Below are 25,791 nucleotides of genomic sequence, written 5' to 3'. Positions count from 1 at the left end.
GACCATAAAAGCCTCTATGATGGTCAATGGGCTATATCCTCTGTTTGATTTTGGTTCGGGCAACATATCTCCGCTTAAAAGATGCTCGCTGAACCCCATCTTATCCATCATTCTCCTTAAAAATACCAAACCTGACCATGCCGTAACTTGCTGTCTACTAAAGCGTATCTCCCAATTCATACCAAAAGATACTCTATTGCTACGCATTAGAAAATCCTATTGCGTAATTTGGGTTTAATATGGCCAGAATTCCCGAAGCTCCTGAATCCAGTAGAAACTTAATTACACTGATATAAATACATGATCTGTCATTTGTATAACTCAGGTGGGCAGAAAGGAACCATGATTCCCAGGCTCATAGTTACTTACTAATCCGGTTACTACCACATATAAAATCACAAGAGGGCCATCCAGACGGTTAAACCCTACGAACTAAAGAAATAAGTAAAAAATTGAAGGCAAGTTGTTGACCTCTTCCTTAATGAATTTGATTAGTACGCCTATCCCTTGATTCACAACTAGTTGATATCCTTAAACGCACCTATTCGTAAGACATGGTTTTCGAATTCCTCTCGGTTCTTAGCCTTATTCTTGATCTTAACTCTATAGTTATAAATGGTGTTGACGGAGTAGCGCAGGGGTTCGGCTATACGAGCACTATCCTTGATGCCCAACCTGATAACCGCAAATATTCTAAGTTCCGGGTTGAGTGTTTCATGATTTTTCAGTTCGATTTGTTCTTCTACATGTAGGAGGTCGTTTAGGTCATCTACAAAAGAAGGATAGAGTTCTAAAAAGGCTTTATCAAAAGTTGCATAAAAAGTATCGATCTCTTGCTCGATGGCTTCCATAGTTCGGGTCATATCAAAGAGCTGTTGATATTTTTTAGCCCTTAGCATCTTATTGACAGTGAGTCTGTATTTGTCCAGCTTGTTGATGAAGTTTGAACATATATTCATGAAGTTGCCAATGTATAATTCTTTGATATGATTAGCTTCGGCAAGATTGTGAAAGATAGCCTGAGCTCGGTCATGGTGTCCTCTAAGGACCGGTTGACTGCTTTATATTGTTCGTTGACATCATGAAGCTCATCTTTAGCTTTTTGCAAAGTCTTGTTTTGCCGGTAGACAAAATACAAGAGTGCAAATAATACTAGCGAAAGGATACTTATTATGATTGTGAACACTATCAAGGCTTTTTTTTGCCTTTCTGATTGAATTTCATGAGATTCCATAATAAGAGAAAAAGAATTAGCTATCTCAACGAATCTCAGTTTTGAATTATAGAAAACCGCATCTTCAAACGAGTATTTGATATATTCATATGCCCGATTGATGTCCTCTCTTTCGTAGGTGCGTAATGCCAACTTGGCAAGCGATGCATTGTCCTTACGTGAAGCTTTTATATCAGAAATAGCGGACAGTGCTAAATACTTTTCCTCCATAGGTATATCACCCATTTGCTCATAGATCATTGACCTCTGAAAGGTGATATACGAATACTTTTCGGAGGCCATCTCGGCTTTGGAAAGCCTTAAAGAGTTGATCATCAAACATTCGTCGAACCTTCCCTCGTCTAGTAGCTGCCATTCCTGAGCATATAAATAGTCATCTTCATCCTCTTTGATGAGAGGAGCGATCGAATCAGTATAAACTTCATATAAGTAGCCGTACTCTTTTCTAGATTCCAATTGTAGCGCGAAATAGTCCAGGTCAGAATAGATTTTTCTATAGCAGTTAAAGTAGTCTATGGTCAACTTAGTGTCGAGATATACCTTATCTATCGTCTTGAGTATATCCTGGGCCTCTTTATATCTTCCTGATGATGCCAGAAGAAGTGCCAGATTTAAATTGCACTTGTTTATCCACTTTAGATTGTTCAGCTCTAACGCAATGGCGGCGTTTCTGTTGATATAGCTCAATGTAGAATCAAATGAATAGGGCCAATATTCTTCTATAAGCTTATTATGGATTTGATACTGTTCTTCCAGAGGTAACTGCTTGCTATCATAAGTCAACAAAGCCTTGAGGCCCAAGAGTTTGCTTTCTTTTTCTTGATTATAGATATGCCGATTCGACATAATTTTTTCCAATTGATCGAAAATGGAGTCCGATACATTATCAGCAAAAGCTGGTGGCATCACATGCATAAGCATAATGAATACTAAAACAAATAATACGTATTTGGAACTAACCAAAATGGAAAATCATTAGCCTCATGAAGATATAGATTAAACCCAAACTATACATACAAAACGGTTGATTGGGTTCTGATTTTTTCAAAATTATGGTCCATCCTTTTCAGAAAAAGCCAGGTGTATTTGGTTTCATCTGTGTTGTGTAAGGCTCACTACTGAGCTATGGCATTCACCCCCTATAGGTGGGTTAAACTTGGATAGTTTTACTTTCACCTTTGTCACAGCCTTACACTCATTAATTACCCTATCCGCTATTTTTTGAACCACATGTTCAAGAAGTTTGGCTGGAATGGCCATTTCTTCTTGTACAATGGCATAAAGTTTTTCATAGTCTACTGTTTCGTTCAGATCATCGTTAACAGCGGCTTTATAAAAGTCTGTTATAACGGTCAGTTTCACTTCAAAGGTGTTTCCAAGCTGCCTTTCTTCGTCGTAGTAGCCATGATAAGCCTTGAATTTAAGGCCTTTCAGACAAATCTTTCCCATTTACTCTATTTCGTCAAAGAAGGAACGTGATTCATCAGATTTCGTATCCACCTGCTCTTGTTTGGATACTTTGTTTGATGATTTCTTTTGCTCTGTATCACTATTTTCCTGCATTTCCGTCGATGGTTCCATTTCCAAATCCAGTACCTGCGGCTTAGACCTGTCCATGTTATCACGCTTGATCTTTATCAATTCATCTTCTACATCTACCTTTTTGATTTGAGACTTCACCCGGTCCACTTTGTCCAAAGCATCCGATGCAAAACTTTTGATGTCTGAAACAAGGTCATCACGAATATTCTCCAGGTTGCGGTGTAACAATGCCAGTGACCGGATCCTGTCTTCCATATCATCAATAGCATGTTTGGAGCGCAGTTCAGCTTCTTCGATCATATCTCTGGCCTTAGATTTAGCATCATTGATCATGGCCTCAGATTTCATCTGAGTTTCACGCATGTGCAGCTCAGCGGTACGTGTGGCCTGGTCAATCATATTGGCCCCGGTGTCTTCAGCTGTTTTTAAGGTCTTGAAAAGTGAGTTCTCTACCTCGCGTAGCTTCCCCACTTCTTTTTCAGAGCTTTCAAGTTTTATTCTCAATTCTTTATTCTCATCAACAAGCTTTTCCCATTCCTGAGAAAGGGATATCAAAAACGCATTGACTTCTTCCTTATCCAATCCGCGAAACACCTTTTCAAAGGTTTTCTGACGTATCTCTAATGGAGTAATTTTCATAAGCTAAAAAAACTAACCAACTAATATAGTAACTTAATATTCCTGATAAATGGATACAAAAGGCTCATTCATTGTCCCACCTCAACATCCCATACAGAAATTGTCCGGTCATCACTAGCGCTTATCAATAGTGCATCATGTGAAGACCACAATAGTTTGTTCACAGAAGTACCATGGCCGGCATGCCTGGCTTTATCTATGACTTTCAACAATTTAAATGTTGTAGCATCCCACACTTTTATTGATTTATCCATGCTACAAGTTACGAAATGTTTGCCTTCCGGGCTATAATCAATATTATTAATGGCAAACATATGGGCCACGATATCCTGTAGCAAAAGATAGTCTGCTTTTACGTCCCATATTTTTAAATGAGCGTCTCTACCGGCCGAAAGTAAAAGCTGGTAGTCAGGTGAATACCTTAAGGTAAATACAGAGTTCTCATGAGAAGTAAGCGTGTATTTTAGCGTCAGATCTGATCTATTGAACACCCTTATTTTATTATCACTGTAGCCTGCGGCTATCTCATCCCCCGGGACATTAATGGCTAATGTTCTCACACTCTCAGAAGACGCCTCGACCTTGTTTACAATAGTAAGGCTCATGATATCCACGACGGTAATTACCCCGGATGCGTCACCAATATATGCTAACCCATTCGCCGTCTTTATATCAAATATAGCCGACTTGGTCATATTCAGTGACCCTACCTCTTTTTTACTCTGCCAGTCAATGAAGTGTATACCATCATAGTTATGACCTACCAGTAGTAGCTCTTGCTGATGTGCATAATGTAAACCATAGATCGAATTCGGTAATTTGGCAATAAGGACACCATTCTCGGGATCATTTAAGTCCCATGAAACTACCATACCATCACCAGCACCTGAAAAGAAGATATGGGGATATTGAGATTGTTCCAGCGTATAGACACAATCGTTATGACCTGTTAAATGATGTAGTTTTGATATGTTTACCGTGCCCATGATAGGTATTTAACCAACGTTATTTATAAATTAGCTGCAAAGAAGCAAAGTTTCACATCACCAATCAAATGCCGCTAATAAGAATCGAGCGGGTGACTGAGAACCGTCTTGTTGCCCTTTGGAAAATAACTGAAAGCTATGAGTGGTTCGTGAAGGAGCTTCAGCCGCCTGTAGAAAACCTTGAGTTGATCGGCAGTTACCGAAGTGAGCATAAAAAGATGGAATGGTTAGCCGGCAGGTTAACGGTCAAAAGACTAATGGAAAACGCTGGTTTGTCCTATCACGGCATCTCTAAAAATTATGATGGCAAACCATTGTTAAGTGAAGCATCTGCGGAAATATCATTGACACATTCTTATCCTTATGTAGCTGCCATCCTGGATACTGCACAAAATGAAGTAGGCATAGACCTTGAACAGCCTAAAGACACCCTTCGCAGGATCGCACATAAATTCTTGAATGAACCGGAAAAAAAATTTGTCAATAATAATCTCAACAAATTATGTATTTGCTGGTGCGTTAAAGAATCACTTTACAAAATTTACAGCAAAAGGGGAATCAGCTTTTCGAAACATTTACACGTCCCTCCTTTTGAACTAAATCAAGAAGGGGTTATCTCTGGCAGTATAATTGTAAATGGTAGTAAAAAAAGCTATAAATTACAGTATGAGGTAAATTCAGACTTTATCCTTACTTACAGCCTCTAGTTTATAATGAACAGATTATGAAAAATATTCTTATACTTTTATTATGTCTTGTGGCGCTTAATGGATTTGCTCAGATGAAAGATTTTTCACTTACCGATGTTCGTAACGGTGAGGTAGTAAACTTGTCTGATTTCAATTCAAAGAAAGGGGTGGTTATCTTGTTTACCAGTAATGTATGTCCATATTCTGTATATTATGAAGGTAGAATTACACAGCTGGCAGCAGACTACACTACTAAAGGAATTCAGTTCATTTTGATCAATAGTCATAAAGAGCCTAAGGAATCAAGCGATGAAATGGCCAATAAAGTTTCTACCTGGGGAATTAATGTGCCTTATCTGGCAGATAAAGATCAACAGGTCATGAAACGGTTTGGTGCAAGAAAGAGTCCTGAAGTATTTTTACTCAAGTCAAATAACAGCGGTTTCTCCGTCTTTTATAAAGGTGCTATTGACAACAATCCTCAGGTGGCAAGCGATGTAAAGGAGCAATACATTAAAGAAAACATTAATGCATTATTATCGGGGCAATCTCCTGTGCCAGGAGGAAGACCTGTAGGATGTATTATCAAAGGCTAAAGGTCTGAAAAATTCTCTCCTGAAATGTGATAAAGCAGTGTTTTTACTTCCTCTACCTTGGCATGCTCTCCTATTTTTCCAAAGGACTGTACCAGGTTACGTAAACATCGCTTAATGATCTGTCTATGATCACAAGGATCGAAAAAGACATTCTGAGGAGTTATTCTTAACTCAGCAATATAATTTTCGATATCATCTCTTGAAAATATAAGCCCTTTATTAAAAGCGTTAATATAGAACTGCTTATACGTGGGTTCTTTGAATGTAAGGATGAACAGGTTGGGTAAATTCACTCCGTAAACCGGTAGTTTCAATTTTTGTGCTACCAGCATATAGACGACACACAATGTGATAGGATTGCCTTTTTTAGACTCTAGCACACAATTGATCATAGAGTTACTGGGAGAATGAAAATTCTTGGTATTCGCCATGAATTTCAGCTTACCGAATAATACGCTGTTGAGTATTTTAACCTGATCATGAGGATGTGCATCTTGCTTAAATTCTAACCAAGCATCGTAGTAAATCTGTTCCAGATCTTGCTTAAGCTTTACATACTCCAGGTCTGGATATTGGTAACTCGCTATAAGCCACATTCCTTTCAGCAAGTCGTCAGATCCATGCTCATACCAATTGAGCAGCCTTTCCTTTAACAGCTCAAATTGTAACACATGGATCAAGTCTTCTATGCGACTTTGTACCAGCGGATTAAGGTTGCTCTCCCATTCCTGCTCTAAAAATGGGATCACATTCTCACCCAGAGAAGCGAGCTTTTGCTCTACATGTGTTATGATCTCTCTGTCTTCATCATCCAAAAGAGAGATTAAAGCTTTCAATTCACTTTCTTTCATATTGGTTATTCAAACGGGTAATTAAGCATTAGTGATACAGTAATATTTAATTTTGATATTCCTGGATCACTATCGTTCAACTCCAAAATCAAGTCCTATACGAGGACTTACTTGTTGGTATAAAGCTATTGATTTATGTGAAACACCTATAATAATGTCCAGGCAAATGTAATTCTGTTATCCGATGATGCCTTATTCCCGGAGCTAAAAATGTTCCGGAAAATTTTGCGCTACATGATAATAAACCTATGTGGGGAAAAGCATTGAAGCACTGGCTATGGTCGATTCGGCACGTTCTACCGGTCTGGATATAAAATTGGATCAATATCCTTTTAATGTAAGCTACACCAGTATTTCCATATTAATACCCAGTGCACACGGGCCGGGGGAAATGATGCTTTCAAGAATCGCTTGACCAATAGTGTCCTTCGAGATAGCATCAAAAAAGGTATTATTTTCAACCTGCTGTATGACCGGGGAGGAAGTGACTTGTCCCGTGTACAATTTGCCAAAGTAAAATGGCTGAGAGAACTGGAAGTTAAGACGCTTAAATGTTGGTGTGAAATGAAAGGGATCGAGCCTACTATGTACAATGGTGCGGACCTGGTGATAGAAGCACAGATCAACGGTGGTGCATCCTGTGTTTTTCATTCAATGGATGAAAAGGATGTAGAACGGATAATGACTCACCCATAAACCATGATAGCCTCTGACGGTCGGTTGGTAGCACCATGTATCGGACATCCGCATCCGAGATGGTATGGCACTTTTCCAAGGGTTTTAGGTCATTACATCAGAGAAAAATCATACTTACACTTTCAGAAGCTATCTACAAAATGACACAACTGCCTGCAACTACACTGGTTCTGGCCGACAGGGGCTCGCTAGAAGAAGGGATGGTGGCTAATGTTGTGATTTTTAATCCGGATCAAGTGATTGATAAAGCTACATTTGAAGCACCACATCAGTATCCCGAAGGTATAGATTATGTTATTATTAATGGACAACTAGCTGTGGATAACGGGATATATAAAGATGTAAGATCGGGGGTTGTTTTACGGAAAGAATTAGGAAATATTTAACAGGTATAGATATATTGCCCTCCGGTGTCTGCTTCTCTGCAATCAAAAGCACCTATACTTTTTTTTCTCCCAAGCTTATTCACTTATGTTTGTATAACCCCTACATTAAATTTCTCTATGGGTGCTTTATCAGCCGCCTCAATACCCGTAGATATCACATTTCGTGTTTCTATAGGGTCAATGATACCATCTACCCAAAGCCGTGATGCTGCGTAATAAGGACTTAGTTCCTCATTATATTTATCTTTTATCTCTTTGAGTAGGCTCTCCTCTTCTGCTTCGCTTATCTCTTTCCCTTGTGCCTTTAAAGTCGCTACTTTTATTTGTAAGAGTGTTTTGGCTGCTGAAGCACCACTCATTACGGCTATTTGCGCAGAAGGCCAGGCATAAATTAAACGTGGATCATACGCTTTGCCACACATGGCATAATTACCTGCCCCATAAGAGTTACCAACTACTATTGTGAATTTCGGAACAGTACTATTAGCCATTGCATTCACCATTTTAGCCCCATCTTTGATAATACCACCATGCTCAGACTTACTGCCAACCATAAAACCGCTTACATCCTGGAAGAAGACCAAGGGTATCTTACGTTGGTTACTGTTCATAATAAATCGGGCCGCCTTGTCTGCAGAGTCAGAATAAATAACTCCCCCCATCTGCATTTCTCCTTTTTTGGTTTTCACTACTTTGCGCTGGTTGGCCACTATTCCCACAGCCCAGCCATCAATTCTACCATAACCACATACAATGGTTTGACCATATTGGGATTTATATTCATCGAATTTTGAATCATCCAAAATATACTTTAAAAGGTGAAGGGTATCATAAGGTTTGACGCGATCATGCGGCAATATCCCATAAATATCTTCCGGATTCTCTTTAGGTAAAGCCGCTGTCACCCGATCGAAACCGGCGCTGTCACCCTTACCTATTTTATTGAAAATCGAACGGATATAATCAAGGCAAGCTTCATCATTGTCAAACTTATTATCCGTGACACCGGATATTTCACAATGTGTAGTGGCTCCACCTAATGTTTCATTGTCTATGTCTTCCCCTATGGCTGCCTTGACTAAATAGGATCCGGCCAGGAAAATAGACCCCGTTTTATCAACAATCATGGCTTCATCAGACATGATCGGCAAATATGCGCCGCCGGCTACACAACTCCCCATGATGGCAGCTATCTGTACAATACCCATGGAGGACATCTTGGCATTGTTTCTGAATTGCCGACCAAAATGTTCTTTATCCGGAAAAATCTCATTCTGCATGGGTAGAAAAACACCTGCGCTATCTACCAGATAGATAATAGGCAGCCGATTTTCCATTGCCACTTCCTGAGCCCGAAGATTTTTTTTGGCCGTAATGGGAAACCAGGCCCCTGCTTTTACGGTGGCATCATTGGCAACAATGACACACTGCCGGCCACTGACGTAACCTATCCCTACCACTACTCCACCAGAAGGACAGCCACCTACCTCTTCATACATTCCTTCCCCTGCCAATGCACCTACTTCAAGAAATGTGCTTCCATCATCCGTTAAATACTCAATCCGTTCACGAGCTGTTAGCTTTCCTTTCTTGTGATGGGAAGCTATCTTCTTTTCACCTCCCCCTAAATACACTTTTTCAAGACGAGACTTGAGCTTGAAAACCAATTGTTTATTATGATCTTCGTTCTTATTAAATTCAATATCCATTAGGGATTGTCATTGATTTGTTACATAGGAAATTAAACAACCTCTATAATAAGCGAAGTGATACCAGAATAGTTTATTTTCCTTTTTCAGTTTTACGCCGGTCACGCTCAATTTTTTTTCTGCTTTTCCCTAGTGGAGCAAAGAAATGCTTGGGTTGAGTGTCCATATGGATAAGTAGTTTATCCAGACTCATAACCACGTTATTAAGGTTTACGTAAAGAGAATCTTCTGTCATAAGTTTACCCAGTGTTCCATCTGTTCTTGCAAAATTGTTTAATACAAGATCCAACTGTTCCAGCGTATGATTGGCCTGTGCAAGTGTTTTATTCAATTCCAATGACTTAAGTGAGTCTGAAAACTGGGTCATATTACCCAGCATTGGTTTTAAGTCATTCATCCTGGCCATTAGTTGTAATCCTAACTGGTTATATGTTCCTGCAACCGTATCTATCCTATACCTTGTTGCCCGTATCGTGTAATTGATATTGTGAGTAGCGAGTCTAATGTTATTGAGTATACTGTCGATCTTACCTTTTTCACTTGCAAATTGATCCAGTACAATATTGATTTTTTTGATAGTGGATTCCAGGTTATTAGCCACTGGCTGAGCACTTTCAGCAAGAATATCGGTAATGCCCCTATCTACAATTGCTATGATCGTATCCTTAGGCTCTATAGGTTTGGTGATATCACCTGTACTCAATAGGATCGATTTATTTCCTAAGAAATCGCCACTCAGCTTGGCCGTAGCAGAATCACCCAACACAATATCACCCGAGATATCCAACTCAACCAATATCTTATTTGTTCCGGTTTGAAGTAACCTAATCTGACTTACGCGACCTACTGAGAATCCGTTAATCAATACGGGGTTGGAGGGGGTTAGGCCGTTTACATTACTATATACGGCATAATATTTTGTACTGGTAGAAAAAAAGTCTACCCCTTTTAAATAATTAAAGCCCATGTAGAGAACGGCTATAGCAAATACCATGAACGTCCCGACTTTGAATTCTTTTGATAAACTCACTTCGCTAATTTAGTATTCAACTTCGTTTTTGTAATCCCTAAAAGCCCTGAATATTCCTGATGCAATGTTACTTTGGATGGAAGTGTCATTAAGTTCTTTTTCTTCTTTTGGATTGGTAAGATAACCAATTTCTACTAATACACTAGGCATAGCAGTACTCCAAAGCACATATAAGCTGGATTGCTTCACTCCTAAACTACGACGGCCTGCGCGTTTTTCGAATTGGTCTTGAATATTAGTGGCTAACAAGATGCTTTTATCCTGAAAGGCAGATTGAGTTAATGAGAATAGGATAGAGGATTCTGATGAGGTAGGATCAAAGTCGTATTCTTTTTGATAGTCCTCCTCAAGTAAAATTACAGAGTTTTCTCTTTTTGCTACCTCCAAGTTTCTACCCGTATTTTGAGCACCCATAACATATGTTTCAGTACCATAAATGGCATTTTTTCTTTTTGCACTTACATCCTTTGGTAAGGCATTAGCATGAATAGAAATAAAAACGTCCCCTTCATTTTCATTAGCTATTTTCTGTCGCCCCTTGAGTGTGACAGAATTATCTTTTGATCGGGTGTAAATTACTTTTACATCAGGAAGGTATTCCTTTACATAGTTCCCAAGCTTCAAAGCAACTCTCAGTACTACATCTTTTTCCTTGGTATATGCGCCACTCGTTCCCGGATCTTTACCCCCATGACCCGCATCGATAATCAAAGTTTTTACTTTAAAATCATTTTTGGTCTGGGTGGATGAAGAAGTTAGCAAGGTTATTGCTATGAGGACGAATACAATGGTAATATTCTTCACGTATCTTCGCTTAATATTAGTTATTCCAATAACTTTGGACAAAGTTGTGAAATTTTCGCTAAACCCTAAAAATACGCCAGATAAATTGAATTTCCGGGCTTTGAACAAAGTTGGTTTCGTAAGTGTGTTTTTAGTATTTTTCATCTCTTCGGCTCTTGGTCAGACTCCTGAAAAAAAAGTTACTGTCTCCGAAGAGCTCCTGGGCACTCAACCTGTACCTGCTGATACTACCATAAATGGTGACAGCACCCTGCTAGAGGCTGATTCATTGGCTACCAGTGCACTTGACTCTGCCGATGTAGCCCCCGAGCCTTCCGGTGATATAGAGACCACAATCAATTACTCTGCCAGAGATTCCATTAACTTCTCCGTAGATACCCGGATTGTAAAACTTTATGGAGATGCAAAGATCACGTATGGAAGCATCGAACTGGAAGCGGACCATATTGTTATCGACTACACCAACAATACACTTTCTGCCAATGGACAATTGGACAGCACCGGTACCCGGGTCGGCTACCCTATATTCAAAAATGGCTCGGAAGTGTATGAGACAAGGGACATTACCTATAATTTCAAAACAGGGAGAGCCCGAATTACAGAAGTGGTAACACAACAAGGTGAAGGCTATCTCCATGGGGAAACAGTCTTTAAAAATGAAAAAAATGAGCTCTTCAGTATTGATAATACGTATACAACATGTAATCTTAGAAACCCTCATTTCAGGATAAGGGCTAAACGTACAAAAGCCATACCCGATGATAAAATCATTGCCGGGCCATTCAACCTGGAAATTAATGATGTGCCTACTCCGTTAGGCTTCTTTTTTGGTATGTTCCCGGCCAAAAATGAAGCTAGCTCAGGAATTATTGTACCTTCTTATGGAGAAGAGCAAAGACGTGGGTTTTTCTTGAGAGGAGGCGGATATTTCTTTGATATAAGCGACTATGTTAAGACCGCTGTTCGAGGTGATATTTATAGTAAAGGAGGCCATGGTTTGAATGTAAGTACCGTTTACAAAACCAGGTACAAAAACAACGGTAGTGTCAATTTCAATTACACTAATCTACGAACCAGTGATAACATAGAGGTAGAGGATAGTCAGAATGATTTCAGGCTTACCTGGACCCATACCCCTGAAAGCAAGGGAAGAAGCAGGTTTTCGGCTTCTGTCAACGCAGCTACTTCAACGTTTAATTCAAATAATTTCTTAGGCATTAATAATGACCCAAACAATCCCAGGCTGGACGCATTCACCCGGAAACTGAATTCAACCGTCACTTATTCTACTACTTTTGGATCATTATTCTCACTTGGCCTAAGTGCACGACATAATCAGGATATAAGTACCAGGGAAGTAAACCTATTACTACCTTCCCTAACCTTCAACATGTCAAATATTTACCCTTTCAGGAGCAAAACAGGGTCTAATGCCGGGGTATTGAGTAAGCTAAGCCTCAGGTATACCCTGACCGGAACCAATGACATCACGAATAACCTGGGGCGTATAGGATCAGATGCTGCTACTGATAGTATTGCACCTTTTGACTTTGACAACTTAGGGACTTTTCTCGAAACAGCAAGACGTGGTTTCAGACACAGCATCCCTTTAGCCACCTCATTTAAATTGCTGAAACATTTTACTGCCAGCCCTTCTTTTAACTATGATGAACGGTGGTATTTTGAGCAGTTAGAATATGGAATTGATCCTGAAAACTCTTCTAATGCCATAGTCATTGATACGTTGAATGGCTTTAACAGAATCTCAACATACAGCACAAGTTTGGGGGTAAATACACGGTTATACGGCACCTATTTTTTCAAAAAAGGAAGTGTCCAGGCAATACGGCATGTGATCAACCCAAGTCTTTCATTTTCTTACTCTCCCGATTTTAGCGCTGAACGCTTCGGATATTACCAAAGGTTAACTAACGAAGAGGGAGAAGAAATATTGGCTGACCGCTATCGGGGCTTTGCGTTTGGTAGCGCTTCAAGTGGGGAAAGTGGCTCCATTGGGCTTTCATTGACCAATACCCTTGAGATGAAGGTCAAAACAAAAAAGGACACTACCGATCAGGCCAGGAAGGTTCCTATCTTAAACAACTTCGGTTTTAGCACAAGTTATAACATAGTCGCTGATTCCTTTAAACTGGCCAATATAAGTGTCAGGGCCAATACAGCGCTCTTTGAAAGAAAGCTGAATGTCAATTTCACGGGTACATTAGATCCTTATATTTATCGCGAAGATGGTACTGAAAGTGGCAGACGTATTGATCAGTTCAGTTGGAATAACGGCAAGGGTATTGGACAATTAAGTCGGGCCACCGTCGCATTAAGTACAAATTTAAACCCCAAAGCCCGGGACAAGGACGCGAAACAAAATGACAAGATAAACGAATCGGAACTTAGTCCTGAAGAAAAGGAATTCTTGTTCAACAATCCAGATGCCTATGTTGATTTTGAGATCCCGTGGAGTTTACGAATTAATTATAATCTGAATTATACAAAACAAGGGTTGTCCACCTCAGAAATTACTCAAACACTACGTTTTTCCGGTGACTTATCTCTTTCAGAAAAATGGAAGTTAAATTTTAACTCTGGCTATGACTTTGAAAACAAAGAATTCACCACAACTACATTAGGTATCAACCGTGATTTACATTGCTGGGTAATGGACTTCAACTGGACACCCTTTGGCAGGTTTACCAGCTATACATTCACTATTCGCGTAAAATCTTCCTTGCTACAAGATCTTAAAATAGATCGAAACCGAAGTTTCTTTGACCAGTTTTAATCAAGCCATGATTTTACCTCTTCCAAATCAGGGTTTTTGACTTCTTTTAGCTTCATTTTTTTTCGCATCCCGCACACGTCATTAAACAGCTTATTTGCATTGGCCTGCTTCAATTCTTTTATGGTATGGAAGCCTAGTTTTTGGATAATGGGAATCAGGTCATTCCTTACGCCTACTTCTTCATAATCCTCAGGAGTAGCCACTTCAGGCTTCTTTTCCGGTCTCATTTGAGGGAAGAAAAGTACATCTTGGATAGAATTGGAATTAGTCATGATCATTGACAATCGGTCAATACCTATTCCCAGGCCGGCCGTTGGCGGCATACCATATTCCAGGGCCCGAAGAAAATCCTCATCGAGTGTCATCGCCTCTTCATCACCTCGCTTACCAAGCTCAAGTTGATCCTGGAAACGTTGTCTTTGATCAATCGGATCATTAAGTTCAGAAAAAGCATTACAAATTTCTTTACCGTTTGCTATTGCCTCAAAGCGCTCTACCAAGCCCTCTTTGTTTCTATGTCTTTTGGCCAAAGGTGACATCTCTACCGGGTAGTCCGTTATGAAAGTAGGCTGTATTAATTTTCCTTCACACTTTTCACCGAAAATCTCATCGATGAGTTTCCCTTTGCCCATGGTATCATCTACCGGCACTTCTAATTTTTTAGCCGTAGTTCTCAGTTCGGCTTCGTCCATTTCCAATATATCAATACCTGTATAATGTTCTATGGCTTCAAACATGGTAAATCGTTTCCAGGGTCGCTTAAAATCTATCACATTCTCTCCAACCTGTAATTCTGTGGTACCATGAATGTCCATGGCCACTTTCTCAATCATCTCCTCTACCAGGTCCATCATCCATTGGTAGTCTTTGTAGGCTACATAAAGCTCTACTTGGGTAAATTCCGGGTTGTGAAACCGCGACATTCCCTCATTACGAAAATCTTTTGAAAACTCATATACGCCATCAAAACCGCCCACGATAAGCCTTTTCAAGTATAACTCATTCGCTATACGCAGGTACAACGTCATATCCAGCGTATTGTGATGGGTTTTAAACGGTTTTGCAGCTGCCCCACCATATAGTGGCTGAAGTATTGGTGTCTCTACTTCCAGGTAGCCCCTGTCATTCAAATATCCCCGCATGGAATTCACGAGTTGAGTACGTTTAATAAAGGTGTCCCTCACGTCGGGATTAACGACCAGGTCCACATACCTTTGGCGGTAGCGCATCTCAGGATCTTCGAAAGCATCATGCCTTACGACATTACCCGTTTCATCTGTTGTTTCCTTAACTATGGGAAGGGGTTTAAGCGACTTACTTAGTACTTTGAGCTTTGTAACATGAATAGATGTTTCCCCGGTTTGGGTAGTAAAAACATACCCCTCCACACCTATAATATCACCTATATCCAATAATTTTTTAAAAACTGTGTTATAAAGCGTTTTATCTTCTTCGGGGCAAATGTCATCTCGCCGCAAATAGATTTGCATTCGGCCCGAGGTGTCCTGGATCTCGGCAAAAGAAGCCGATCCCATGATCCTCCTACTCATAATTCGGCCAGCAAGAGAAACACTTTTATAATCAATCTTTCGCTTCTCGTAGTTCTGTAGGATTTCCTTGATCGAAACATTGACATTAAAAAGTTCAGAAGGGTATGGGTTGATGCCCAGTTTTTCCAATTCTTCTTTGGCTTGTCTTCTTACTATTTCCTGCTCGCTTAATTGCATTACCGATTAGAATTTTTACTCTTTGAATTTTAAACCCGCAAAGATAAATGAAAGTTACCAGTTTTTGCTACCGAAATAACAAGGCCATGGCACTCAAAGAAGTTAAGCCAGCTTTCTTCTTTTGAGCTCTTTACGGATAAGAGATAACTCCCTGCTACTCTGCCCCGCCACAGATGTGTTCTCTTCCGCTCTTCTGAACAAATAAGGCATAACCGCTTTTACAGGACCATATGGCACATATTTAGCCACATTATAACCAGCTTTGGCCAGATTGAAAGAAATGTTTTCACTCATTCCATAAAGTTGAGCAAACCACACACGCTTATCATTATTTTTCATACCATGCTTTTCCATCAACAGGGCCAAATAATAATTGCTGTATTCATTATGTGAGCCGTTAATCACTGAAATACGCTGTTTATTGTCTACACAAAAAGCTAAAGCCTTGTCGTATTGATCATCAGTAGCTGCTTTATTCGGTTGGATAGGACTTGGATAATTCATTTCTTCTGCTCGTTCCCTCTCCTTTTCCATGTAGGCTCCTCGTACCAGTTTAGCACCCAGATGATAATTATTCATGGCGGCATAATGAAAAGCTCCCCTGAGGTTGGTAAGCATATTCGTTCTATACATCTGATACGTATTATATACAATAGGCTGCTCCTGATTATACTTCATCATCATAGCGTAAGCCATTTTATCAATAGGTTCCTGGATCCAACTTTCCTCAGCATCTATCAGTATGGGCACTTGATGATCAAAAGCCTTTTGACAAATCATCTCCACTCTTTTCTCTACCTTGGCAAAAGCCGATTGCTCCATAGGGTCGAGTTCTTCCCCGGATTGTACCTTTTGTAATAGTGGCTTGCTCGCCAGACCTGTCATTTTGAACACACAAAACGGTATATGATCGTGTCTTTTGGCTGTATCTATATTACGTATGGTCTCTTCCATAGTACGATCAAAATCAGCTTCATTATGCTCACCTTCTACCGAATAATCCAGAATCGTACCTACGTTGTATTTGGCCAGGGCCTCGATGGTTTTCTTACACTCTTCAATGGCCTCACCTCCGCAAAAGTGCTCAAAGACTGTAGATTTGATCAGAAAGTCCAGGGGTAGTCGTAATTTAAGACCCACTTTAACCATACTGCTCCCAAGAAAGCTTATAACCGGATTATTGATTACTGAAAAAAGAAGATTAGCTTTTTTCAGCGCTCGATTGGATTTGTATTTAAAAGCAACGGAGGTGTCATCAAAAGACACATTGGACTTCAACTGCATATTTCTGAATAAGTGGCCTCAAAGATATAAATTAACCCATAATGGACGCTTTTGTTTTATTTTAAATATCTTTAAATCGGTATGAAAGATGTGACAAGTATAGAACAGATTCGTGAAAAAATAGATGATATAGACCAGCAATTGCTAGATCTGTTGAATGAGCGTATGGAACTGGTGGAGATAGTGGGTAAGATCAAAAAAACTTCTAATGCCACCATCTACAGACCGGAACGGGAAAAAGCCATTATACAGCGACTTTCATCTATCAACTCAGGCAAACTTAATCAACAGGCCATAGAAGCCATTTTCCTGGAAATATTCGCGGTAAGCAGAAATATAGAAATGCCTGAAAAGGTGGCTTACCTGGGACCGGAAGGAAGCTTTACACATCAAGCTGCAGAAGCCAGGTTTGGGGCCATGAGTGAGTACATTTCATTGAACACTATACAGTCCGTATTCGAGTCCGTCACTTCTGAAAGGGTCCGGTATGGACTCGTACCGATTGAAAACAATCAGCAAGGTATAGTGGGTGAAACAATGAACCACCTTAGTTCTTGTGATGTCAATATTGTAGCGGAGGTACCTATGCCCATTCACTTCTCTTTTGCTACACAAACCGATAATATTAACAACGTAAAAAAAGTTTACTCAAAGGATATCGCTTTCCGGCAATGCAGTAAGTTCCTGAAGGAATATTTTGGGTCCAATGTAAATCAAATTCCTGTCGAATCAACTTCAAAGGCAGCCTTGCTCGCCTCCATGGATGATGAAAGCGCTGCGATATGCTCTCATATTGCAGCAAAGATGTATAACTTACCTATCTTATTTGCCAACATACAGGATAGTCCGGATAATTACACCCGTTTCCTGATATTGAGTAATTCTTACAAGAATTCAATTAGCGGCAGTGATAAAACAACCATCCTTGCCCAGATTTCGGATAAACCCGGAAGTCTTGTACTCTTTTTAAAGAAATTCCATGAAGCTGGTGTTAATTTTACGAAAATTGAAAGTTATCCTGCCAAAGATGGTAAAAAGTTTAAATACTGGTTTTTCATAGAGTTTGATGGACATATAGATGATCCCGCCATACAAGGCGTGATGAAAAAAAATCCTGACCAGATCAAATGGTTAGGAAGTTATCCAAAATTGTGTTGATGGAAATAGATAGCACATGGAGGCAGCACCTCCGGAGGCCATGGATCATGGCAGGTCCTTGCAGTGCAGAGTCTTCTGAGCAACTCCGGGAAATCACTAAAGAAATCTATCGGCTAGGCATAAAAGTGATCAGGGCCGGGATCTGGAAACCTCGTACCCGACCTAATCATTTTGAAGGAGTAGGGGAAGAAGGGTTAAAATGGATGGCATCCATAAAAAAAGAAATTCCAGTACAATTCGCCACAGAAGTAGCTACACCGCAACACCTGGAACTTGCCCTTAAATATGGTGTAGATATTATTTGGATAGGTGCCCGTACGACCGTCAACCCTTTCATTGTACAAGATATAGCTGATGCACTAACCGGTGTAGATATTCCCGTTTTCATTAAAAACCCTATTAATCCCGACCTCGCATTATGGTTAGGCTGTATAGAGCGCATTGCTGGGGCCGGTGTTAAAAAGATCGCTGCTATCCACAGAGGATTCAGCTCCTTTAAAAAATCTTCATTCAGAAATGAGCCTTTATGGCAAATAGCTATTGAATTAAAACAGCATTTACCTGATTTACCGCTTATTTGTGACCCCAGCCATATTGCCGGTGACCGCTCGATGGTTACGGAAATAGCCCAGAAAGCCCTGGATATGAGTTATGACGGCCTAATGATAGAGGTTCATCCTATCCCGGACCAGGCACTCAGCGACCCGAAACAGCAAGTTGCTCCAATGCAATTGGCTGAAATGCTAAAACAACTGACTATAAGAAGTGATACTAACAAGGACGCTTTATTCACCAGTAAGTTAGAAGAACTGAGAAATAAAATTGACAGCATTGACCATGACCTGGTAGAACACCTCGCAACCCGAATGACATTAATAGAAGAGATCGGGCAATATAAAAAGGAAAATGATGTCACCATATTACAACTTGAACGCTGGAAAGCTATCCTTACTTCTCGTAAACAATGGGGCAAAACCCTAAATCTAAATTCCGAATTTATAGAAGATATTTATAAAACAATTCATACGGAGTCCATTAGAAAGCAGACGGACATTTTTAACAACTAACTGGAAAACATTGGACACTATAACTGAAAACGTTATCATCACTAACCAGGTACCACTGGTTTTACAGCAAAAAATAATTTCTGAGGCTTATACTAATGTGGCCGTTTTAGTAGATGAGAACACACATGAGCATTGTTATAATGTAATTAAAGCACACTTGCCGGAACATACGCTGATCCAGATCAAAAGTGGTGAAATCCACAAAAACCTGGAATCCTGTAAGGCTATTTGGCATGTACTCACCCAACAGTCCTTTGATCGAAAGGGAGTATTGATCAACCTGGGAGGGGGTGTAATCGGAGACATGGGTGGCTTTTGCGCCCGAACCTATAAGAGGGGGATAGCATTCATCAACATACCTACCACGTTACTCGCGCAGGTAGATGCAAGTGTAGGCGGAAAACTGGGAATAGACTTTGATCATTTCAAAAACCACATCGGTTTGTTTAGCGAACCGGACCAGGTGATCATTGATCCCATATTTTTGAAGACCCTGCCTGAACGCCAACTACGTTCAGGGTATGCTGAAGTAATAAAGCATAACTTAATTGCCGACGCTGAAGGTTGGGAAACGATCAAAAAGAATAGTTTCCCAGCCACTGACTGGATGGATACTCTTAGGCATTCGGTGACCCTGAAAGCTGATGTGGTACTAAAAGATCCGACAGAAAAAGGGCTACGGAAAACGTTAAATTTTGGACATACCATAGGACATGCCGTGGAAAGTTATCTATTAAGACATGACAGGAGTGTACTGCATGGTGAGGCGGTAGCTGCAGGAATGATAACAGAAGCTTACATTAGTTATAATCGACAGTTCATTGACAATGATTCCCTTAAAGAAATCGTTGATTACATCGACTTGATTTTTGAAAGGATTAAGCTCAATGAAAATGACATTCTGGAAATCAGCAATTATGCTATTCAGGATAAAAAGAATAAGGGCAATAGAATTATGGCAGCACTTTTAAAAGAGGTCGGAAGTGCTCAGTGGGATACTGAAATCTCTAAGGACGAGATCCAACAGTCATTACAATACTATACTCTTCAGACGTAATGTATTTCAGAGTCATCATTGGCAAGAGCTTTGGTTCTAATTCCGGACTTGGTAGCTGAAACTCTTTTTGAAGTCTCACTTCTAACCTTTTTACCCGTACGGGTGGTAAGCGTAAAAGCCAACACAGCACCCGCAGCCAAACCCAAAGCTAAAGTCCATTTTCCTGATTTATTCATGTTCTTTAGTTTTTTAGATTGTCACAACACAAAGCATACCAATTATGCTTAGTTTCGTATTATACTACGTTTTCAAGGGCAGAATAGTTTAGAGTAATAGATCTTTTATAAAAAATGGATAAGGTTAGAATAAATAAAAAGAGTGAGATCAAGGATGTAGAGATCATTTTACCTGCCTCAAAAAGCGTTGCTAACAGGGCGCTGATCATCAACGCGTTAGCCAATGGCAATGATTCAGATTTAAAAAATATTTCCGAAGCAAGGGATACGCAAACTATGCTGCGCCTACTAGGTTCTGATGAAAAAGAGTTGGATGTGTTGGATGCAGGCACTACAATGCGTTTTCTAACGGCTTTCCTGGCTGTATCAAAGAAAAACAAAGTACTTACCGGAACACCGCGAATGTGTCAAAGGCCCATAAAAGTATTGGTAGATGCTCTAAGGGTATTAGGTGCAGACATCACCTATTTAAATAATGATGGATTCCCTCCCATTGAAATTGCTCCTTTTCAAAAACAGAAGAATAATAACCTCGAAGTCAGAGGGGATGTGAGCAGTCAATACATTTCAGCATTGTTGATGATTGCACCTTGCCTGCCGGAAGGCCTGAATATAACATTAATCGGTGAAGTAGGAAGTAAGCCCTATATTTCCATGACTTTGAAAGTGATGGAAGCATTTGGGGTGAAGTCAGCCTGGCACGGCGCTCAAATTCGTGTAGAACATCAGGCATATACACCTTGCCGCTACCCTATAGAACCGGATTGGTCGGCTGCCAGTTATTGGTATAGTATCATAGCATTGAGTACGAAGGGTAATGTCTTGCTAACAGGGCTTAAGGACCATTCCATTCAAGGAGACAGAGTGATAGCTGATATCATGACACCATTGGGTGTAGAAACTACTTTTACTGAAAAAGGGGCTTATTTGAGACGGAAAGACCATATTAAAAATACATCGATAGACTTTACTGATTGTCCGGACCTGGCTCAGACCGTAGCCGTTGTATGTGCTGTTAAAGGTATCATATGTGAAATGACAGGCCTGGAAAGCCTGCGGATCAAAGAAACTGACCGTATCTCGGCATTACAGACGGAACTGTCAAAATTGGGAAGCTCTCTTACTGAAGAGAACGGAAAGTGGGTATTAAACCCGGCTGCTGAAGTTTCCGGTGCACAAGAAGTAACTATAGAGACCTATGAAGATCACCGGATGGCAATGGCGTTTGGGCCATTGGCAACACAAATGCCTATATCCATCCTTGACCCGTCAGTAGTGAACAAATCTTATCCAGGATATTGGAAAGACCTTGAACTGGCTGATTTCAACATCTTACACACTTAGCTTTTCGAAGTAATCAGCCGCACCTAACAAGCGGTCACCGTACCATGAAAAGTACTCTCCATCCACTAAATGGATGTTTTTACTTTTGAATTTAAGCTGAAAATCATTTATGTATTTAGTAGTAAAGGGGAAGGGCTCAGAAGATAGTAGAAGGTAATCCGGGTTGAGTTTTTTAATATCTTCCTCACTTAGTTCAGGATAGCGGTCCAGATGTGCTGCTGCATTTTCAAACCCAGCATACTCCAGCATGGCATTAATGAAGGTATTGCCACCGGCTACCATGTATGGCTCTCTCCATATGAAATAGAGTGCCCGGCCTTTTTTTGTTTTCATTGCTTCAAGCGATGAAAACCTATCTTCAATTTTTGTTACCAACTGATTTGCCCTATCGGCCTTATTCACCAGTTGACCTATTTGCATGATCATATCAGTAGCATCTTGCAAATTAAAAATATCACTTACCCAAACAGGGTAATTCTTACCAAGCTCAAAAATACCCTGGGCGTAATTTTCCTCTTTATTGCCTAAGATAAGATCCGGTGAAAGCCTGTAGATCTTATCGAAGTTAAATTTCTTAGTACCGCCAATAATAGTTTTAGACCTGGCATGTAAAGGGTGGACACAAAACTTTGTAACACCCACAACCTTGGCACCCATACCAAGGTAAAAAAGTAATTCTGTTTGTGAAGGAACAAGGGAAATGATTTTAGCAGGAAAATAAGGTATTTGTAACTCCTTCCCTATCTGGTCTTTCACTGTTTTTAATTTTATCATCACTGACAAAATTAAAAGGTAGCAACAAAAAAGAGTGGTATTAGTCGTATTTCAGACCGGCAATTTCAGCACCCAGGAAATTGGGTATTGTAATAATGAAAGATGAACCATTACCATACTCGGATTGAACCTCGATATGTCCACCTAATTTGTCAATCGCATCCTTAACGACATACAGCCCTAAACCTGAACCCTGTGAACCTTCGTCCGCTCTATAAAATATGTCAAAAATACGATTGAGGCGTTCTTTCCGAATGCCAATACCATTATCATCAAACCTTAGTTTACACCTGTCGGGTGTAATCTGTATGTCAATATTCACATAGGAAGCTGTTTTTTCATCATCGCTATATTTAACTGAGTTAGAGAGAACATTTTCGATAATGATTTTGAGTCGGTTAGGGTCTGAATACAGATCCGATATTTTACCAAGAGTGTACTTAATGTCAATATTACCCGTCGGATCCATGTTTTTGATACCAGTAATGGCATTCTGCAGCATGAAATCAAAGTCTACCACTTCCTTTCGTACAGTCAATTTTTCATTAGAGTAAAACCTATTTATACTTTCTATAAAAACATCAAGCTTGTTCAGGCTGGCCTCAATCATTTTTAAGTAGCCCTCTTTGTCCCACTCATCATCTCTTTTTGCCAACTCAATTAATCCTAATGCCGAAAGCAGAGGTGCCCTCAAATCATGTGATGTGCGATATACAAAATGGTCTAGCTCAGTATTTGTTTTTAAAAGTTTTTCTTCAATACGCTTTCTTTTTGAAATGTTATATAACGTAATCACCCACCCTTTAACCTCGGGGTCAAGACGCATATCCATCAAATCAATGTCAAAATGTATACTTTTACCATCCTTAGATTGAATAGCTACTTCTGTTAGCCCATTCGCAGAAATTTTTTTATCACCTTCTGCAATGAAACTCTCCAATATCGACGCCTTTGCCGGACCGAGAAGTTGAAACAAACTTTTACCTACCACATCTTCTATACGATAACCTAATACGGTATATACAGCATCATTCACATACTCAACCCTAAACTTTCCATTGGTCAATAAAATTATATCGTTAGATCTATCAACTAGCTTCTTGAAGGTGCATGCACTTACTTTATCATTCTCCTCCATAGCTTCAATGTGTTAAATTCAAGTGGTATTACTTTATGATTTTTCCTGATAATACGGGCTTATAACTTACGGTTAGTGTGGCTCTTTCATCAGCCTGTGGTTTCCATTCAAGTATCAAACAATTGTCCATCTTCGTAAATATTAGAACTAATTCGTGGCCCGAGTCCTGTTTTATTGGTAATTATCAGTGTCAAGCTACTGACTAGTTTAGCTTTCAATACATTGAAATACCTTTTGTGAACATTGTCAGGAAATAACTTATGTACCTTGTTAGCTTATTGATCATTATACACTGTTGAATGATATACTTGTTGCACTCTTAATCTATCCGCCATACCAAATATCCAATGCTTTCAACACTCTGGTGACGCATTTCCATGATAAACACTAAAAAATCGTTAGGTCATTTGAATGTATATAGTAAACTTACGCTTCATGATAGAGCATATTCCCTTTATTCTCCCCTCACTTCCCAAGGAAAAATTATGCTTGCCATAAGAACACTAAGGAGTAAGGCCAATGTAAATTTTTGGTTTTGTGCTCCATCCTATCTCCCCTTGTTATTAACAGGGACAAATATGGACAAGATATCCTTTGACGATTTCAGCAGATACACGTAATTAAACAAGTACGTAGAACCCGTACTCCACATTTCAATAAAAAAATCAAAGATAATGTTGAAAAAATGCCTTATAACAATGACGATCAATCTAAAAATCTGCACTTAAAAAAATCTCTGTGCTGGTAGCATAGCAATACCAAGTATAATATATATACCACAAAACTACATTAAAACAAAAAGGGACTGCCTCTGCTTAAGCAATCCCTTTAAGAATTAAAGCACTCATAAAGGTCTAAATAAGTATAGCAATATTCATTAATTGCTTTGAAACTTTTAGATTCGATTGGTTGATTGATGCCATATTAAGCTCAAATGCCAACCTGTTATTTACTAATTTGAAGTTGATATCACTGCCTTTTTTACCAAGCCCCTGTTTATCAGTTATCAATAATGTCGCCTCGTTACTTAATTTACTCTGAATAGACTCAAAGTCTTTACTATTACTACGAGATACGTATAGAATATCGCAAGAATTGATCTCAGATACACTATTATATTTAACTACGTTTAGTTTTCTTTCGCCAACAGTTTTTCCTGTGTACCAGGATTTTAAAGTTTTGAAGACGTCGTCATCACCTATAATACCTATCGTAAAAGTTCCTGAACCGTTGTTCGGCCATTGTATGTACTTGGTAAAATTGTACATCATCATAGAATGTATCTCATACATCGGTCTGCCGTTGCTCTCCTGGGCCTTTCCGATGAACGAAAAGCACGACAGTAAGACAATTAATGTGAAATAAGTAATTTTTTTCATGGCTGTTAAGTTAAGATGGTGTTCAAAACTTTAGTCAAATGGCATACCAAACTAAAAAGGCCTATTCTGTGCAGAAAAGGCCTTTTTATAAAATCAAAATATCCCAGAATGGGACAAAATATCCTAAATATAGACTAAATGAGTATTGCCATATTAGTTAATTGACTAGAAGTCTTTAAGTTAGTCTTACTAACAGCTTCCTGATTGAGTTCAAACTTTAATCGATTTTGAACCACTTTGAAGTTTATGCAACTTCCTGCTTCTCCTAAGCCATTTTTATTGGTTACAGTTAATACCGGTTTATCTGCTACTTTGGATAACACTTTATCAAACATGGCACTCGCCGTTTTACCAACATAAATCAATTGACATTGAGATAAATCATCTTCAGGTCGCATTTTCTGAATAATGAAATTCTTATTACCTCTTGTTTTATTTCCGTACCAGGTATTGAGCGTATTAAATACATCATCTGAACCTACTATACCAATTCTAAAATCTCCACTATTCTTTCCATCAGGCCACTGAATGTACTTAAGGAAATTGTAGATCATCATAGAATGTAACTCATGTTGCGGTCTTTCTTGCCCGCGGGAAGTTTGAATCACTGAACAGACTAAGATCAGGATTGCCAAATAGAACTTGATAGATTTCATTTTAAAAAATAATTGCTGATCACCTGCAAAATTACTGATTTTGATTCCTTTAACGAACAAATGATTGTTAAACAT

At 39.5% G+C, this 25,791-nt stretch carries 27 protein-coding genes; 10 read left to right on the top strand and 17 right to left on the bottom strand.

Going from position 1 to position 25,791, the window contains the following annotated elements; all coding sequences use genetic code 11:
• The 6 genes from FNH22_RS20840 to FNH22_RS20815 form a co-directional block, all read right to left on the bottom strand.
• Nucleotides 1-207, bottom strand: a 207-nt coding sequence (locus FNH22_RS20840) for a hypothetical protein (RefSeq protein ID WP_221420318.1), incomplete at its 3' end; no start/stop codon positions are given.
• Between the two features lie 311 nt (nt 208-518).
• Nucleotides 519-959 carry a DUF6377 domain-containing protein gene (locus FNH22_RS20835; RefSeq protein ID WP_143400371.1) on the bottom strand — a complete coding sequence of 147 codons (441 nt, stop codon included), beginning with the start codon at nt 957-959 and terminating at the stop codon, nt 519-521.
• Nucleotides 956-2,140: a DUF6377 domain-containing protein gene (locus tag FNH22_RS20830; RefSeq protein ID WP_143400370.1), complete on the bottom strand. Its 1,185-nt coding sequence runs from the start codon at nt 2,138-2,140 to the stop codon at nt 956-958. The genes FNH22_RS20835 and FNH22_RS20830 overlap by 4 nt, the downstream gene beginning before the upstream one ends.
• A gap of 186 nt (nt 2,141-2,326) precedes the next feature.
• Nucleotides 2,327-2,683: a dihydroneopterin aldolase gene (gene folB / locus FNH22_RS20825; protein WP_143400369.1), complete on the bottom strand. Its 357-nt coding sequence runs from the start codon at nt 2,681-2,683 to the stop codon at nt 2,327-2,329.
• Entirely contained in the window at nt 2,684-3,415 is a 732-nt protein-coding gene (locus FNH22_RS20820; protein WP_143400368.1) for a DivIVA domain-containing protein, read from the bottom strand.
• A gap of 68 nt (nt 3,416-3,483) precedes the next feature.
• Complete coding sequence (locus tag FNH22_RS20815) at nt 3,484-4,401, bottom strand: WD40 repeat domain-containing protein (RefSeq protein ID WP_143400367.1); 918 nt, start codon at nt 4,399-4,401, stop codon at nt 3,484-3,486.
• 68 nt (nt 4,402-4,469) lie between these two features.
• On the opposite strand from FNH22_RS20815, the gene FNH22_RS20810 reads away from it, so the two are divergent.
• Together FNH22_RS20810 and FNH22_RS20805 are read left to right on the top strand one after the other, a co-directional pair.
• Nucleotides 4,470-5,108, top strand: a complete 639-nt coding sequence (locus FNH22_RS20810; RefSeq protein ID WP_143400366.1) for a 4'-phosphopantetheinyl transferase superfamily protein — start codon at nt 4,470-4,472, stop codon at nt 5,106-5,108.
• Between the two features lie 17 nt (nt 5,109-5,125).
• Nucleotides 5,126-5,686 carry a redoxin family protein gene (locus FNH22_RS20805; RefSeq protein ID WP_255518120.1) on the top strand — a complete coding sequence of 187 codons (561 nt, stop codon included), beginning with the start codon at nt 5,126-5,128 and terminating at the stop codon, nt 5,684-5,686.
• Here the strand turns inward: FNH22_RS20805 and FNH22_RS20800 are convergent.
• Nucleotides 5,683-6,537: a transglutaminase-like domain-containing protein gene (locus tag FNH22_RS20800; RefSeq protein ID WP_143400365.1), complete on the bottom strand. Its 855-nt coding sequence runs from the start codon at nt 6,535-6,537 to the stop codon at nt 5,683-5,685. The two genes, FNH22_RS20805 and FNH22_RS20800, sit on opposite strands and share 4 nt — an antisense overlap.
• A gap of 250 nt (nt 6,538-6,787) precedes the next feature.
• Between FNH22_RS20800 and FNH22_RS32095 the strand changes: the two genes are divergently transcribed.
• From FNH22_RS32095 to FNH22_RS20790, 3 genes are read left to right on the top strand one after another with little or no spacing between them, the layout of a single operon-like run.
• Nucleotides 6,788-6,952 carry a hypothetical protein gene (locus FNH22_RS32095; protein ID WP_185154328.1) on the top strand — a complete coding sequence of 55 codons (165 nt, stop codon included), beginning with the start codon at nt 6,788-6,790 and terminating at the stop codon, nt 6,950-6,952.
• A complete protein-coding gene (locus FNH22_RS20795; RefSeq protein ID WP_143400364.1) occupies nt 6,949-7,233 on the top strand; it encodes a hypothetical protein in 285 nt (94 codons plus the stop codon). Before FNH22_RS32095 ends, FNH22_RS20795 begins: the two co-directional genes overlap by 4 nt.
• A 35-nt stretch (nt 7,234-7,268) precedes the next feature.
• Nucleotides 7,269-7,619: an amidohydrolase family protein gene (locus tag FNH22_RS20790; protein ID WP_143400363.1), complete on the top strand. Its 351-nt coding sequence runs from the start codon at nt 7,269-7,271 to the stop codon at nt 7,617-7,619.
• Nucleotides 7,620-7,702: 83 nt separating this feature from the next.
• On the opposite strand, the gene FNH22_RS20785 is transcribed toward FNH22_RS20790, so the two are convergent.
• The 3 genes from FNH22_RS20785 to FNH22_RS20775 all read right to left on the bottom strand — a co-directional run bounded on the left by FNH22_RS20785 (nt 7,703) and on the right by FNH22_RS20775 (nt 11,162).
• Entirely contained in the window at nt 7,703-9,328 is a 1,626-nt protein-coding gene (locus tag FNH22_RS20785; RefSeq protein ID WP_143400362.1) for an acyl-CoA carboxylase subunit beta, read from the bottom strand.
• Nucleotides 9,329-9,401: 73 nt separating this feature from the next.
• A complete protein-coding gene (locus tag FNH22_RS20780) occupies nt 9,402-10,358 on the bottom strand; it encodes an MlaD family protein (RefSeq protein ID WP_143400361.1) in 957 nt (318 codons plus the stop codon).
• A 9-nt stretch (nt 10,359-10,367) separates the two neighbouring features.
• The gene (locus FNH22_RS20775) at nt 10,368-11,162 is read right to left on the bottom strand and encodes an N-acetylmuramoyl-L-alanine amidase (RefSeq protein ID WP_255518119.1); all 795 of its coding nucleotides are present in this window, start codon (nt 11,160-11,162) and stop codon (nt 10,368-10,370) included.
• Between the two features lie 46 nt (nt 11,163-11,208).
• Between FNH22_RS20775 and FNH22_RS20770 the strand changes: the two genes are divergently transcribed.
• Nucleotides 11,209-13,956, top strand: a complete 2,748-nt coding sequence (locus FNH22_RS20770; protein WP_185154330.1) for a putative LPS assembly protein LptD — start codon at nt 11,209-11,211, stop codon at nt 13,954-13,956.
• Here FNH22_RS20770 and lysS read toward each other — a convergent pair.
• Both lysS and FNH22_RS20760 read right to left on the bottom strand, forming a co-directional pair.
• The gene (lysS, locus tag FNH22_RS20765; RefSeq protein WP_143400358.1) at nt 13,953-15,683 is read right to left on the bottom strand and encodes a lysine--tRNA ligase; all 1,731 of its coding nucleotides are present in this window, start codon (nt 15,681-15,683) and stop codon (nt 13,953-13,955) included. The two genes, FNH22_RS20770 and lysS, sit on opposite strands and share 4 nt — an antisense overlap.
• A gap of 102 nt (nt 15,684-15,785) precedes the next feature.
• Complete coding sequence (locus FNH22_RS20760; protein ID WP_143400357.1) at nt 15,786-16,967, bottom strand: proline dehydrogenase family protein; 1,182 nt, start codon at nt 16,965-16,967, stop codon at nt 15,786-15,788.
• Between the two features lie 81 nt (nt 16,968-17,048).
• Between FNH22_RS20760 and pheA the strand changes: the two genes are divergently transcribed.
• Genes pheA through aroB form a run of 3 tightly spaced genes read left to right on the top strand, consistent with a single transcriptional unit; the run spans nt 17,049 to nt 20,249 of the window.
• Nucleotides 17,049-18,125, top strand: a complete 1,077-nt coding sequence (pheA, locus tag FNH22_RS20755) for a chorismate mutase (protein WP_143400356.1) — start codon at nt 17,049-17,051, stop codon at nt 18,123-18,125.
• On the top strand, nt 18,125-19,192 hold the full coding sequence (locus tag FNH22_RS20750; RefSeq protein WP_221420317.1) for a bifunctional 3-deoxy-7-phosphoheptulonate synthase/chorismate mutase type II: 1,068 nt from the start codon (nt 18,125-18,127) through the stop codon (nt 19,190-19,192). The genes pheA and FNH22_RS20750 overlap by 1 nt, the downstream gene beginning before the upstream one ends.
• A gap of 10 nt (nt 19,193-19,202) precedes the next feature.
• Nucleotides 19,203-20,249 carry a 3-dehydroquinate synthase gene (gene aroB, locus FNH22_RS20745; protein ID WP_370513191.1) on the top strand — a complete coding sequence of 349 codons (1,047 nt, stop codon included), beginning with the start codon at nt 19,203-19,205 and terminating at the stop codon, nt 20,247-20,249.
• Here aroB and FNH22_RS20740 read toward each other — a convergent pair.
• Nucleotides 20,240-20,425 (bottom strand): hypothetical protein, encoded by a 186-nt coding sequence (locus tag FNH22_RS20740; protein ID WP_143400354.1) that lies wholly within the window; start codon nt 20,423-20,425, stop codon nt 20,240-20,242. The genes aroB and FNH22_RS20740 overlap by 10 nt on opposite strands.
• Nucleotides 20,426-20,539: 114 nt before the next feature.
• On the opposite strand from FNH22_RS20740, the gene FNH22_RS20735 reads away from it, so the two are divergent.
• The gene (locus FNH22_RS20735; protein WP_143400353.1) at nt 20,540-21,769 is read left to right on the top strand and encodes a 3-phosphoshikimate 1-carboxyvinyltransferase; all 1,230 of its coding nucleotides are present in this window, start codon (nt 20,540-20,542) and stop codon (nt 21,767-21,769) included.
• Here FNH22_RS20735 and FNH22_RS20730 read toward each other — a convergent pair.
• The 4 genes from FNH22_RS20730 to FNH22_RS20715 form a co-directional block, all read right to left on the bottom strand.
• A complete protein-coding gene (locus tag FNH22_RS20730) occupies nt 21,758-22,543 on the bottom strand; it encodes an ABC transporter substrate-binding protein (RefSeq protein WP_143400352.1) in 786 nt (261 codons plus the stop codon). The two genes, FNH22_RS20735 and FNH22_RS20730, sit on opposite strands and share 12 nt — an antisense overlap.
• A gap of 40 nt (nt 22,544-22,583) precedes the next feature.
• Nucleotides 22,584-23,681 (bottom strand): PAS domain-containing sensor histidine kinase, encoded by a 1,098-nt coding sequence (locus FNH22_RS20725; RefSeq protein WP_143400351.1) that lies wholly within the window; start codon nt 23,679-23,681, stop codon nt 22,584-22,586.
• Between the two features lie 854 nt (nt 23,682-24,535).
• Nucleotides 24,536-25,060, bottom strand: coding sequence for a YfiR family protein (locus tag FNH22_RS20720; protein WP_143400350.1), 525 nt, complete (start codon nt 25,058-25,060; stop codon nt 24,536-24,538).
• A 134-nt stretch (nt 25,061-25,194) separates the two neighbouring features.
• Entirely contained in the window at nt 25,195-25,791 is a 597-nt protein-coding gene (locus FNH22_RS20715) for a YfiR family protein (protein ID WP_255518118.1), read from the bottom strand.

The organism is Fulvivirga sp. M361 (assembly GCF_007097395.1).
Taxonomy (GTDB): Bacteria; Bacteroidota; Bacteroidia; order Cytophagales; family Cyclobacteriaceae; genus Fulvivirga.
This window is presented reverse-complemented; position numbering and strand designations above follow the sequence as displayed.

What these genes read in the sequence shown, in the direction of transcription:
- FNH22_RS20835 (WP_143400371.1), bottom strand. Translation starts at nt 959, where the DNA reads ATGAATATATGTTCAAACTTCATCAACAAGCTGGACAAATACAGACTC.
- FNH22_RS20830 (WP_143400370.1), bottom strand. Translation starts at nt 2,140, where the DNA reads ATGCCACCAGCTTTTGCTGATAATGTATCGGACTCCATTTTCGATCAA.
- folB (WP_143400369.1), bottom strand. Translation starts at nt 2,683, where the DNA reads ATGGGAAAGATTTGTCTGAAAGGCCTTAAATTCAAGGCTTATCATGGC.
- FNH22_RS20820 (WP_143400368.1), bottom strand. Translation starts at nt 3,415, where the DNA reads ATGAAAATTACTCCATTAGAGATACGTCAGAAAACCTTTGAAAAGGTG.
- FNH22_RS20815 (WP_143400367.1), bottom strand. Translation starts at nt 4,401, where the DNA reads ATGGGCACGGTAAACATATCAAAACTACATCATTTAACAGGTCATAAC.
- FNH22_RS20810 (WP_143400366.1), top strand. Translation starts at nt 4,470, where the DNA reads ATGCCGCTAATAAGAATCGAGCGGGTGACTGAGAACCGTCTTGTTGCC.
- FNH22_RS20805 (WP_255518120.1), top strand. Translation starts at nt 5,126, where the DNA reads ATGAAAAATATTCTTATACTTTTATTATGTCTTGTGGCGCTTAATGGA.
- FNH22_RS20800 (WP_143400365.1), bottom strand. Translation starts at nt 6,537, where the DNA reads ATGAAAGAAAGTGAATTGAAAGCTTTAATCTCTCTTTTGGATGATGAA.
- FNH22_RS20790 (WP_143400363.1), top strand. Translation starts at nt 7,269, where the DNA reads ATGTATCGGACATCCGCATCCGAGATGGTATGGCACTTTTCCAAGGGT.
- FNH22_RS20785 (WP_143400362.1), bottom strand. Translation starts at nt 9,328, where the DNA reads ATGGATATTGAATTTAATAAGAACGAAGATCATAATAAACAATTGGTT.
- lysS (WP_143400358.1), bottom strand. Translation starts at nt 15,683, where the DNA reads ATGCAATTAAGCGAGCAGGAAATAGTAAGAAGACAAGCCAAAGAAGAA.
- FNH22_RS20760 (WP_143400357.1), bottom strand. Translation starts at nt 16,967, where the DNA reads ATGCAGTTGAAGTCCAATGTGTCTTTTGATGACACCTCCGTTGCTTTT.
- pheA (WP_143400356.1), top strand. Translation starts at nt 17,049, where the DNA reads ATGAAAGATGTGACAAGTATAGAACAGATTCGTGAAAAAATAGATGAT.
- FNH22_RS20750 (WP_221420317.1), top strand. Translation starts at nt 18,125, where the DNA reads ATGGAAATAGATAGCACATGGAGGCAGCACCTCCGGAGGCCATGGATC.
- FNH22_RS20740 (WP_143400354.1), bottom strand. Translation starts at nt 20,425, where the DNA reads ATGAATAAATCAGGAAAATGGACTTTAGCTTTGGGTTTGGCTGCGGGT.
- FNH22_RS20735 (WP_143400353.1), top strand. Translation starts at nt 20,540, where the DNA reads ATGGATAAGGTTAGAATAAATAAAAAGAGTGAGATCAAGGATGTAGAG.
- FNH22_RS20730 (WP_143400352.1), bottom strand. Translation starts at nt 22,543, where the DNA reads ATGATAAAATTAAAAACAGTGAAAGACCAGATAGGGAAGGAGTTACAA.
- FNH22_RS20725 (WP_143400351.1), bottom strand. Translation starts at nt 23,681, where the DNA reads ATGGAGGAGAATGATAAAGTAAGTGCATGCACCTTCAAGAAGCTAGTT.
- FNH22_RS20720 (WP_143400350.1), bottom strand. Translation starts at nt 25,060, where the DNA reads ATGAAAAAAATTACTTATTTCACATTAATTGTCTTACTGTCGTGCTTT.
- FNH22_RS20715 (WP_255518118.1), bottom strand. Translation starts at nt 25,791, where the DNA reads ATGTTTAACAATCATTTGTTCGTTAAAGGAATCAAAATCAGTAATTTT.